This is a genomic window from Maribacter sp. 4U21 (assembly GCF_002742365.1).
Taxonomy (GTDB): domain Bacteria; phylum Bacteroidota; class Bacteroidia; order Flavobacteriales; family Flavobacteriaceae; genus Maribacter.
In genome coordinates this window covers 13,417-26,261 of the sequence record NZ_MDGN01000018.1, presented here as the reverse complement: position 1 = coordinate 26,261, position 12,845 = coordinate 13,417, and the positions used below count along the sequence as shown (strand labels likewise).

The following is a 12,845-nucleotide window of genomic DNA, read 5'->3' as shown; positions in this document are numbered from 1 at the left end:
CGAAGATTTTCATTTTAACCAAAGTAAACATCATATTCAGCGACATCTTCATCTAAATCATTAGCAATCCAAATTAAGTTTACTGAAGATCCTGTTTCAATAATAGCTTCTTGTGCCGGTGCTATGGCCTCAGCAGTGAAAGGAATAAAGGATTCTACCCCGGGACCTGCATTGTAAAAGGTCCAGACCTCACTTCTTGGATTATTCGATAAGGAATCTGCAACGAACCAAGAGTAGGGGATACTTCGTTCTAGAATAATGGGTAGTTCGGTATTATTACTATGAAATAGCTCCGTTGAGTCTGAAATTAGATTGGTGAGATTTATTTGGTAGGTTACATTTTCTTGATTATTGGACCATCTGAACACGACCTCACTTTGAGTTTCCGATAAAACAGTACCCTCCGTACATTCAGGAACATTTTCAGGAAATAACATTTCCACGTCCTCAAGTCCTACGAGTGCATCAACCAAATCTTGATGTAATCCGCAGGCACCTGCTAAGATTAGAATCAAAAAAAACCGAACTTTCCTCATAACTTGATTAGTTTAAGAGATTTATCCATAACATCATTTTTCACCCTTATAAAATAAATTCCTTTCGTCAGATGAGATGTTTTTAAAGTTACGGTTCCTGCTGCGGTATTAAATAAGTTCGATGATAATTGTGCTCCGGACTCTGCATACATAGTAATACGGACAGTCTCGGAGTCTATGTTCCTTAGGTCTATAGTTACAAAGTCCGTAGCTGGATTAGGATATGCCATTACCGCATTATCCAAAGCAATGATTTCTTCATGAATACCCTGGCAATTTATTTCGGAACTTACCCGAATAGTGTTTATATCCTTAGTTAGCGCCAGTGTAATTTCGTTATCCTCAGTTTCTATGGTTTTACCATTTATAGAAATGGAATATGTAGCTCCGCCAGACATTTTAAGCGTAACACTATTTAATTCGATTTCATTATTAATCGAAGACTCCACTGTTAATGGTTGTGGTGCCGTAATTATTATTTTAGAACAATTTTCGTAATCCGAATAATCCTGGACGGTAATACAAAGGGTATATTCGCCTGGAACTAATCCCTCAATTTCTAACGAATCAGTGAATTGGAAGCTATCACTTTCATCTTTTGTTATTAACTGAGCCGTATAAATACCAGTGCTCTTGGCAACCACATTAATTATTCCATCAATGGTAGTCACACAAGAATTTCCATTAGACGTTATTGAAAATTGATCTAATGGTAATGCGGTTATTTCACATCCATCAGAACTGACGATTGCTCCAACAGGCGTATTAGGACAATTATCATTACTGTTATTTACTCCGTCACCATCTGTATCAAGCTGAGACCCCGAACACCCATTTGCATCTACGGTTTCACCTGATGGTGTATCGTTGCACAGATCATTGGCATTATTAACGCCGTCCTCATCTATATCTTTTTGCGCAGAACTACATCCAAAATTGTCTACGGATGCATTGGCGGCGGTATTGGGGCATATATCATCAGCATTGGAAACACCATCGTTATCATCGTCCAATTGAGAAGGCGAACATCCGTTAGCATCAACCGTTTCTCCTAATGGAGTGTCAGGGCACAGATCATCATTATTAAATATGCCATCGTTGTCCGAATCTTCTTCCTCTGTTGGGTTTCCATTAATAATTAAATTGAAACTTTCCGTACAACCTTGTGCAGACGTGAAGATATAGGTGCCGGCCATGTCTGTACTTACTGCTCCTAGGTCATAATCGTTGGGAAAGGTTTCTCCATTAGGAAGTGTAATGGTAAATTCTGTATCGTTGGGTAATATACTTAAGGTTAGTGTATCTCCAGAGGTTATTGTTAATGTGTCATTTCCACTATCCCAGACCCCATTTACTTGATATTCTGGTATGATACTATTTTCAGAACAAAACTGTTCACTCCAAATAGCAATGTTATTAGCTTGGCTATCACCGGCTGTAGTAAAACTGCCACCTACAAAAAGCTCATTATCAGTATTGGAGAATTGAAGACTATTTACTCTAGCGTTCACGCCCACTTGGGTGTTGGTTCCGAGTGCTTGCCAGCCTAAACCGGGGTTCCACCGAGCTACGTTGTTAACAATCAAATTAATATCTTCAGTGTTGCTTGCCGTTTCAAAATCACCTCCTACATATATAAAATCACCATCCCATTCCAATGCATTTACACTTCCGCTCAATCCATTGCCCAGAGCTTCCCAAGTAGATGTTGTCAGGTTCCATCTTGCTATTCTGTTTACCGTAGTATTCCCTGCTAAAGCAAAATTACCTGCAGCATATAAAAAATCTCCGCCTACTGTAATTGCCTGAACGAAACCACTTGTTCCATCCCCAATTCCTGTCCAATTGCTTCCGTTCCAACTAGCGATTCTTGATGCGCTTATGCCCCCCGCGTTATCGAAATTTCCACCCACGTAAAGATTATTTTCATCATCGATGGCTAATGATCGTATTTCGTTATTCGTTCCGGACTGGTTTGTTGCACTATCGGTTAGTGCAAACCACGAATTATTTTGCCATCTGGCAATATTGTTAACAGTAATTCCATTTGCTGTGGTAAATACACCGGCAACGAATAGACCGCCGTTCTGGTCGAATTTTAACTGTTGTACTTCACCATTTGTCCCTGAACCCATTGCCGACCAGCTAGACCCGTTCCAAAACGCGATGTTATTAGCGTTTACACCACCAATTTCCGTAAATTCACCACCCACGAATACATTTCCGTTAGGAGCGATTGCAAGCACGTTTATGGTTCCATTGCTCCCCGGACCTAGGATGCCCCATTGTTCGTCTGGTGAGATTACCGCTAAATCTGAAACGTTGAGCTCTCCCGCAAGGCTAAAATTTCCGCCGATATATTTGGTGTCGTTATTGTCACTCGCAATGGTTGTTACAGGGCCATCGGTACCATTGGCAACTCCTTGCCAGCCCCCCACGCCGTTAACGACATTGGTTACCGGTTCGCTGACGGTTTCGGTCAATCTAAAAAGTTTGGCATTGGCACCGTAGCCAATAAAATAAAGTTCTCCAGATTCATCCTCTCCAAAAGATGAAATAGCCTGTCCATTGGCTCTAAAAAGTAATTCAGAACTTGCAGAGCCATCCGAAGCGTTATAGGATAAGGCCCAAATTCTCCCAGTAAGGAAATCTGCATAAATGTATTTGTTCACCAAGGAAGCCGAGCTTAAACTACCACGGTACATGTACCCCCCCGTAATTGATTTGTCCCCATTGCCGTGACCATATGTAAAAACAGGTTTAGTGTCAGGTGAAGTGGTCAATGAAATATTAGAATGGTAATCGGAATTGCCCTCAAATCGGTTCCAGCCATAATTACCGCCGTTCGTTATAAGGTTAATTTCTTCAAAAGCACTTTGTCCAACGTCCGCTCCCCACAATCTCCCTGTTTCATCGAACGAAAATTTCCATGTATTTCTAATGCCCCAGGCATAGAGCTCATCCAGACCCGATAATCCCCTCCTCGGGTTGTCGGAAGGAATTTCATAATTACCGTTAGGTAGTTCTGGATTTTCTTCAATAGGATTGCTACCATCTATATCTACATCAATACGTAGAATACTTCCAAAAACAGTATTTAAATTCTGGGCATTTCCTTGTGGGTCGCCACCACCACCACCATCACCAATAGAAATATAGAGGTAGCCATCCGGACCAAAGGCAATTTTACCACCGTTGTGATTCGATTCTCCCTGGTTTTTAGTGAATTGAGCAATTACAGTTTCAGAGGAGGTGTCCACTGAATTCGCATTGGCACCGCTTACCCGATACCTTACGACATTGATTCTGTAATTACTGGGTTCATCAATATAGTATACATATACGTACCCATTGGATACGAAATCTGGATGAAAAGCCAGACCTAAAAGACCAATTTCCTGACCTGCATTATAGGCGATTTTTTGTGAAATATCCAAAAAGGTACTTACTTGCCCATTGGTTACACCTTGATCATTTGGAAAAACCTTGATCAAACCAGACTGTTCCACTACGAACATTCTATTTGAGCCATCGGATGCATTTTGAATTTCTACTGGAAAATTGAATGATAGGTTAGGGTAGGCTTCCTGATAGCCTATTTGAGAATAGGTAATGTTGAACATAACCACAATAAATAATAGGTTATTAAGGGTTTTAGCCTGTATTGGGGATAATAAAAGCATGTAGGCGAATTTTTGGAATGCAAATATATGTAGTTAAATTTTGAATTCGCCACATAAATGTATCTTCATAAATTTTTGAAAATCATAATAGTAAGTAAATTTTAATTAGCTAAATAGAAAATTGACGCTAATTTTAATTGAGCTTATTCAGCTTCTGAAAAACGTTTAAATCAGCTCTATACAAAATAGTTAAGTTTTACTGCTTAGAGCTATAAATAATAATGTTTTATACCAGAAATCGATAGAAAACTAAAATTAAATCATTAACAACCCGCTATTGAATTGTAAAATTTTACAAGACGAAAATTACAGAAAGAGTTTGTATTGGAATAGTATTGAACAGAAAAGTTAATTTCGATTGAAAAATATTAAATAAGGCACTAGTTGAGACTGGCTATTAAATTCTTTGAAAGCACCGAACTAGACCAGATAATTCGTATACAGTGTTCTAAATGCCAGAAAATTCGATCTTCGATTTGGTTTCCTGCTAGCAAGGGGCCAGCAACGAATAGATTTTCAGATGCTTGCATACGGTCATCTACTTGGAATCCAATATTAGAGGCATTTGGTTTGCATAATCCATCATTGATTAGATTACTTAAAAACGGAGTTAAACCTTCAGAAGCTAGATTAATACTCCCTAAGCAGTTTATAATCAGATCAAAAGTTTCCGAACTCACTGCGGACTCGGATTCAGCTTCAGTAGGTTTGTAGTTAAGGATTAGGCCGTCGGTGTTTTCGGTGATGTTAACAAACCTACCCTTGATATGTATAAACCTTTCTTTCTCCGTTAAATCGGCTACTACAGATAGGTAATGATTGCCAGCGCAACGTTGTCTTCTTCCGATTTGGTTGCCATGGAAGCAAGCAAAATCAAGTAGTTGCTCTTTACTTAATTTTGACAATAGACTTCCAAAACCTTGAGATATTATGCCTACGGTGGTAGCTGCACCTAGCTGTTGTTTTTCTGCGCTGTCTATATCTTTATGGGCGGCCTCAGCAATTAATTCTGCAGTAAGTATTTCTGATTCTGAAAGTGCTTCCAAATGATTAGCCTTGAACGTTTTAGCTTTAACGGGGTCAAAAGTCCCGTCCGGCATTATTCCGTGTGAAGAAAGTGTTTTGAACGAAGTGCGGTATTCATCTATAGGCAATTTGTCACAAATCTTGTATAGCATCTCCAACCCACTGGCATTTGCTCCCAAAACCGCAATTTTGGTATGAAGGTTATTCTTTTCCCGTTCTTGAATGAAATGAGCTATTTTTGCCATATTCTGCTCCATACCTTTGCCATAAGGTGAATCGATATAAAGGGTGTTGAGAATTTCTCTAGAATCTTTATTGTATAATTTTTTATAGGGAAGTGAACCAATGGAAAGAACCACTTTGTTAGCCTGTATTTCGCTATTATCGGAAAAGGTAAGTCTAAAACTATCATTGTTCTTCGATAGAGAAATAGTTTCTTTTTGAATATACTGGAGTGTTAACCTGCCCGTTGCCTCTAAGACCTCAATTCTTTGTACGACCTCTTTGTGTATATAACGACCAAAAAAGAATCTTGGAACGTATAGGTCATCCCAATCCCCATTTTCAATAGCAATCTTATTGTGATCAACCCATTTTTTGGCGTATTCACCTCCGTTGATTAAAAATTCTTTTAAAAGCTTGTTAATGTTAGTGTTAAGCCATTTTTTATAGTGACTTCGGTGTGGTTCAGATATAAAATTCTTTAAATCCTGAATCAATAAAACTGATTTTCCAGAGCGTTCTCCGTAGGGCATCCCTTTGAAAAAATCATTGCTTTTATCGATAATATAGAGTGTGATTTTTTCTTTTGAAACGTCATTGCTCAATTCTTCCAAGAAGGGAATTAAGGTATAACTTGTGGCTATTCCGGCACCGATAAATGCGATTTTTGTTGACATGGAGTTGCAATATTGATTATTAAAATGTAAAAATGACAAAATAATGGGTTACTCCCCGTGTTTTTGGTTCTTTTTATGACCAAATAAACAGATTTATCGTTTATCTACTATTTTCAAAAACTTAGTGCCTTGGCTACATTAAAAAATAAGTAGAGTCTTCTAGTATTATTCTTACATACGTTCTTTAGTTTATAAGAACAAAATCTGTTTAAAGTGGTTAAAAACCAGAGGTAGTACCCGTAAATATGCAGTTCTTTCAAGACCAGCGTAGTTATCTTGATAATATTGTTAATAAGTCATTTGTTTTTTGATTTCCTTGTTTCCGTTAACCCTTTGGTTGCAGTAAATTTGCACCATTGAAATTAAACGTATATATAGGTTATTTAACGAGATTAATCTGTCTGCTGGTTCTATTGTACTTTTTTTGTAAGTCCAAAATAGAATGCTATTTTCTTTTAACAATGCTATGATGAAGAAAAATTACTCCTCAAAATTACCCACTTTTAAAAATGCACTACTAACGACAACCATTGTTGGTGCGGTAGCTGCCTTTATGAGTTTTGGACCTATGTTCATTGGGCCGGGTCTCACGACACCGGAATCATTTGATTTGGCCACTGATACCTCCTTTCCAACGGGCGGTACCACGGCGGATGCTTATGAGGTTGCTTTCCCAAATTTACAATTTGATTCCCCCATTGCCTTTGTTCCTGTACCGGGGCAGCAAAGAATTGTGATCGCTGAATTGGACGGCACCATTTTTTGGATCGATGATAATAATAACGCAACAGTAAAGAATGAAATTATAGAATTAGTAGATGAAGTTGGAGATCAGACCATGGGCGAGGTTCGTGATGGGGGGTTTTTGGGTTTGGCCATCCATCCTGATTTTGGAACTGCTGGCAAGAATGAAATGTTCATGTACTACACTACGGTATCTGAAACTGGGGATAATACGCTATACACCAATGCAGCTTTCTTTTGTAGTGTTGAAAACTTTCATTCCAATTACATTCATTTAGAAAAATTTGAAGTAGACCCTACTACCATGCTTCCTATTCCTAACTCTAGGGTGTTGATGTATAGGCGTCAAATGTACAACACCACCCATAGAGGGGGTGGTATGGAGTTTGGCGATGATGGCTTTCTTTACATTACTACTGGAGATCAAGCCACGTATTCAAGTGCCCAAGATATCGCTGGAAGTATGGATGGGGGTGTCTTGCGTATCGATGTGGATATGGATACAACTAAAAGTAGCGCTCCAATAAGGACTTTGGCTTCTCCTGGCGCTGGAGCTGGTGATGGAGATGAGATTTCAGGGGTTGGTTATTTTATTCCCAACGATAATCCTTTTAACGCTCAGGATGTTCCCTCAGGTTCTATATTTAGGGAGTATTATTCCATGGGGCATAGAAATCCACACCGTTTAACAAAAGACAGTGCTACCGGAACTTTTTATATTGGTGAGGTAGGGCAAAATAGACATGAAGAAATTAACGTATTGGGGGCCGGCAATAATTATGGTTGGCCTTTGTTTGAGGCAACAGAGCCTTTTACTATCCCAGTACAATCAGGTACGCCTTGTAATGTTACTATGTATCAGAATATGATGCCTACTATGCCATTGGTAGAGTTTCAAAGATCGGAAGCCAATTCTATAACTGGAGGATATGTATACAGAGGTTCAAATATTCCTGATTTAGTTGGTGATTATATTTGCACGGATTTTGGAACTGGAAGCGAAATTTGGAATGTGGACACTGCAACTGGTGCTAAGCAATTACTGGGTACTTTTGATCCGGGCGAGGCTATTTCTTTTGGTCAGGATAAACAAGGGGAACTCTATTTTTTAAAATATGGGGATAACGTTAATTTATATCGTTTGAAATCACCATTAGCCTTAAATGCTGCGCCTGCCTTGTTATCGCAAACAGGTGTTTTTTCTGATTTACCAAGCTTAACTGTTTCTGAAGGTTTCATACCTTATGATATGGTGGATCCTTTCTGGTCCGACGGTGGTATTAAAACGCGATTTATGGCCATACCTAATGATGGTAGTCACGATACGGATGCAGAGCGCATAGCGTGGTCGGAAAATGGAATTTGGGATTTTCCTGTTGGTTCTGTATTGGTGAAACATTTTGATTACCCCACTGATGAGGATGATCTATCGATTACTAGAAAAATTGAAACAAGGTTTTCTATTAAAGGAACGGACGGAACCTTTTATTTTTTAACCTATAAGTGGTTGCCCGATGAAAGCGACGCAGAATTGGTGGACATGACAACCGGGGACAACGTCGACATTACAGTACAGACGAGCGGTGGGGGGAGTAAAACAGTAAGTTGGCTCTATCCTTCAAATTCACAATGTATAGCCTGTCACAATCCTGCTCTTGGTGGTAGTTTGGGTCCTCGAACACGATTCTTGAACAAGGATTTGGATTATTCCTCTAAAGGAGGTACAGTTGGCAACCAACTAGTTACCCTGAGTGAACTGGGCATATTGGACGAAACAATCACCGATGCCAATACACTGTCTTATTATACGCACGCTCCAATAGCGGATGATATCAATTTTACACTGGACGAAAGGGCGCGTTCTTATCTGGACAACAATTGTGCGTATTGTCACCAACCGGCAACCGGAAATAATGCGGCTTTTGATTTAAGACCTTTAAATAGTCTGGCCCAAACCGGACTCTTAACGGCCGTTGGTAGGGATATTCCTGGATTTGATTCGCGACAGAGAGTGTTGATTCCCGGAGATGCAGCCAATTCTCAGTTATTTCATCGTACCAATAGTAAAGACCCGGGAATTATGATGCCGCCATTGGCAAAAGGGATTATAGATACAGAAGGTGTAGCGCTACTTCAGGCTTGGATAAATGGGTTACAGCCATTAGCTAATCCACCGGCTTTAGGTACCTACAGGCTTGTTAATGTTCAGAGCGGACAGACCCTTCAAGTTCCGAGTGCTGGTAATGCTATAATGGAGAACGTCCGTCAGGGTGCTTATGTTGGAGACGATTATCAACATGTTGTACTTGAGGACGCGGGTAATGGATATTATCAACTAAGAACGGGACATACAACCGATAAATATCTAGATATAGAATTTGCAAGTTTAGATCCAGACACGAACGTTTGGCAATATATCGCCAATGGTGGTGATGTACAGCAGTGGCAAATAATTGATACCGGAGATGGTAGTTACAATATAATAAGTAAGTTAAGCGGACATTATTTAGGTATTCAGGCAGACGGCAATATTGCAGTACTCACTGGAGACGATAGTGATGCGCAACGTTGGGAATTTAGGGCAACAGGACCTTCCACAAATTTTGGTCTAGTGGTTGAACCGGGCATTGTATCTACTTCCGAGGAAGGCGCTACGGATACCTTTACGGTGGTATTACAAGGTATTCCATCGGCTGATGTAGTGCTTACGGTCATTGCTACTTTGAACGATGACGAATTTTCACTATCCGAGACGCAACTCACTTTTACACCAGTCAATTGGGATACTCCTCAATCGGTCACAGTAACAGGTTTGGACGATGTAGAAGTGGACGGTGTTCAAAATTTTGAAATAACAATTAGTGTAGACGATACACTTAGTGATCCGGACTACGCCGGATTCGAGGAAATCGTTGAAGGAACTAATGCCGATAACGATGGCGGGGCAGAAGCACCTCCTGCTTTGGGTACATACAGACTAGTGAACGTAGGGAGCGGACAAACGCTTCAGGTGCCTACCGGAGGTATTGCCCAAAGTCAAAACGTACGCCACGGACCTTATACGGCAGCTAATTTTCAACATGTAGCTTTAGAGTTTTCGGGAGGTGGGTATTACGAACTGCGTATGGCGCACACCACAAATCAATACTTGGATATTGCTTTGGCAAGTACTGACCCGGATACCAACGTTTGGCAATACACTTCCAACGGAGGTGATGTACAACAATGGCAGATCGTTGATGCTGGAGAAGGTGCTTTCAATATCATAAGCAAACTTAGTGGACACTACTTAGGAATACAAGCAGACGGTAATATCGCAGTACTCTTAGCAGACGGTAGCGATGCACAAAAATGGCAGTTTAGGGAGGCACAAGCTTCCGTGCCTTTTGGTATCGAGGTGAGCCCTACGGTACTGTCCACCTCAGAAGAAGGAGGCACTGATACCTTTACCGTTGTGCTGGAAGGTGCTCCATCTTCAGATGTTATTTTGAATCTTTCCGCAAGTGAAAATGGTGATGAGTTTTCATTGTCCCAAACACAACTGACCTTTACGGCAGCCAATTGGGATACACCGCAGCAAGTGACCGTCACAGGTCTGGACGACCAAGATCTAGACGGTGTTCAGTTCTTTGAAATACTAGTAGCTGTAGTATCCTCAGGAAGCGATCCAGACTATTTTGGTTTTGAGGTACTGGTAGAGGGTAATAATTCCGATGACGATGGTGGTACTATTGCACCTCCTCCATTAGGTATATATCGTTTGGTAAATGTCGAAAGTGGAGAAACGCTTCAAGTCCCAAGTGCTATTGATGCTCTAATGGAGAACGTAAGGCAAGGTGCTTACTCAGGTGCTGACAACGAACATGTGGTATTAGAATTTGCTGGAGCTGGTTTTTATCAACTCCGTACGGGTCACACAACCGATAAGTACTTGGATATAGAATTCGCAAGTACAGCACCAAATACCAATGTTTGGCAATATATAGGGAATGGCGGTGATGTACAACAATGGGAAATTGTGGATGCTGGAAATGGTAGCTACAATTTAATAAGCAAGTTAAGCGGACACTATCTTGGCATACAGCCCGATGGAAATATTGCTGTACTGCTGCCGGATGGTAGTAACGCACAGAAATGGGGTTTTAGACCAACAGGTTTCGAGCCAGAGGCAGTTGCCGGCGCAGATGTTACCAGTGGTAACGCTCCTCTGGCTATACAGTTTACAGGTAATCTGTCTACTGATGATAAAAATGATATTCAAGCGTATCTGTGGGACTTTGGTAATGGTGCTACCTCTACAGATATTGATCCTGCGTATACCTATACTCAAGGTGGTACTTATAATGTGACGCTGACAATAACGGATGGTGACGGCTATACGAACGAAAGTGATAGTATAGTGGTCACGGTCAATGGTGCGCCAGAAGCAGTAGTAGGTGCAGATATTATTAGTGGTATCGCACCATTAGAAGTCGCATTTACGGGTAACCAATCGATTGATGATGTAGGAATACTATCCCATGCTTGGGATTTCGATGACGGTAACAACGCATCGGTAGAAAATCCAATACATACGTTTGCTTCAGCGGGCACCTATACTGTAGAACTCACCGTAACTGACGATGCCGGACTTCAAGATACGGCAAGTATCACTATTGTAGTAGCAGCTAATACTGCTCCGGTAGCGGTCGCAAGTGCAGATGTAATGCAGGGTGAAGCACCGCTTGAGGTAAACTTTACGGGCGACCAATCAACCGATGACGATGTTGTAGTCGGCTATGCTTGGGATTTTGGTGATGGAACAAGTTCTACTCTAGCCAATCCGGCACATACCTTTACTGTGGCCGATACCTACACTGTTGTATTGACTGTTAGGAACTTCCTCAGAAGTAAATCCAGTACATACCTTTGTGAATTCAGGAACATACGAGGTTGTTTTAACAACTACCGATGCAGATGGACTTATTGATAGTGAGACAGTGACCATAACGGTAACGGAGCCTATGGTTTCTAATGAGGCACCCATTGCGATAGCCACATCCGATATCATACAAGGGCAAGCTCCTTTGGAAGTCAACTTTACTGGGGATAAATCTACCGATGATGTTGAAGTGGTAGGTTATTCTTGGGATTTCGGGGACGGTGAAATCGCAACGGAAGCAAACCCAACGCATACGTTTACTACAGACGGAACTTATACTGTTTTGTTAACGGTTACCGATGCAGAAGGTTTAGATGCTACAGATAGCATTGAAATTTCGGTAGTAACGGAAAATGAACCTACTGATGAGGTATCATTTGAATTTATCCTAACACCGAATCCATCAACGGAGGCTGTTCAAATTATTATGGAGGATAACTTTGATACGAGTATTATCCTAGGTTTTATGCTTCATGATTCCTCAGGTAGGCTGGTTAGGCAATTTACACGAGAAGAAATGATTCAAAACGATATGCGTATACCGGTGAATGTTTACAGGAACGGGATATACGTTATTACAGCTATGTTTAACAATAACGATCCTATTTCTAAAAGACTCATTATTAGGAAATAACTAAGATTAATAAAAGTAAATGAGTCTCCTGAAAAAGTTTTTTTGAAGTAGTGTAGAATTCAATAGTGCAATGAAACACTGGCCAAACAAATTAAAAAAACTCTAGTTTGGCCATACTTTTAATGTTTTAAGTATTGGATTATATCACATTTTGCGTAGAACACATTTATATAGGGGGAAATTTGGATTATGGTTAAAGAACAAAAAATATTTGGTTTATCAACTCAAGATAAGTAAGTCATAAAATTAATAGGAACCTGCTATTTTTTTTTATTTAAATGTTAATAGTTTGTTCAGAAAATAGTGATTCTGAGTAAACCAAACCTTTACTATTGTGTTAATTTAGAAGAGTACGAATAAGTATAGTTTAAAAATTTTTGAGGCTGAGGTTTTGCGCAGTAG

Annotated in this window: 5 protein-coding genes; 2 read left to right on the top strand and 3 right to left on the bottom strand. The window is 40.2% G+C overall.

The annotated features are described in order from the left end of the window. Positions 1 to 14: 14 nt before the first annotated feature. From BFP77_RS03230 to BFP77_RS03220, 3 genes are all read right to left on the bottom strand, one after another. Positions 15 to 536, bottom strand: a complete 522-nt coding sequence (locus BFP77_RS03230; RefSeq protein WP_099572636.1) for a hypothetical protein — start codon at positions 534 to 536, stop codon at positions 15 to 17. Then, positions 533 to 4,219, bottom strand: coding sequence for a PQQ-dependent sugar dehydrogenase (locus BFP77_RS17450; RefSeq protein WP_099572635.1), 3,687 nt, complete (start codon positions 4,217 to 4,219; stop codon positions 533 to 535). Before BFP77_RS17450 ends, BFP77_RS03230 begins: the two co-directional genes overlap by 4 nt. Before the next feature lie 380 nt (positions 4,220 to 4,599). After that, positions 4,600 to 6,144, bottom strand: coding sequence for an FAD/NAD(P)-binding protein (locus tag BFP77_RS03220; protein WP_099572634.1), 1,545 nt, complete (start codon positions 6,142 to 6,144; stop codon positions 4,600 to 4,602). Between the two features lie 466 nt (positions 6,145 to 6,610). Here BFP77_RS03220 and BFP77_RS03215 point away from each other — a divergent pair, with 466 nt between their 5' ends. Continuing rightward, positions 6,611 to 11,857, top strand: a complete 5,247-nt coding sequence (locus tag BFP77_RS03215; RefSeq protein WP_180272299.1) for a PKD domain-containing protein — start codon at positions 6,611 to 6,613, stop codon at positions 11,855 to 11,857. Next, positions 11,799 to 12,443: a PKD domain-containing protein gene (locus tag BFP77_RS03210; protein ID WP_143751836.1), complete on the top strand. Its 645-nt coding sequence runs from the start codon at positions 11,799 to 11,801 to the stop codon at positions 12,441 to 12,443. The genes BFP77_RS03215 and BFP77_RS03210 overlap by 59 nt, the downstream gene beginning before the upstream one ends. Positions 12,444 to 12,845 lie beyond the last annotated feature (402 nt).

Bases quoted from the DNA above. Each gene is read 5' to 3' on its own strand.
- BFP77_RS03215 (WP_180272299.1), top strand. From the start codon at position 6,611: ATGATGAAGAAAAATTACTCCTCAAAATTACCCACTTTTAAAAATGCA.
- BFP77_RS17450 (WP_099572635.1), bottom strand. From the start codon at position 4,219: ATGCTTTTATTATCCCCAATACAGGCTAAAACCCTTAATAACCTATTA.
- BFP77_RS03230 (WP_099572636.1), bottom strand. From the start codon at position 536: ATGAGGAAAGTTCGGTTTTTTTTGATTCTAATCTTAGCAGGTGCCTGC.
- BFP77_RS03220 (WP_099572634.1), bottom strand. From the start codon at position 6,144: ATGTCAACAAAAATCGCATTTATCGGTGCCGGAATAGCCACAAGTTAT.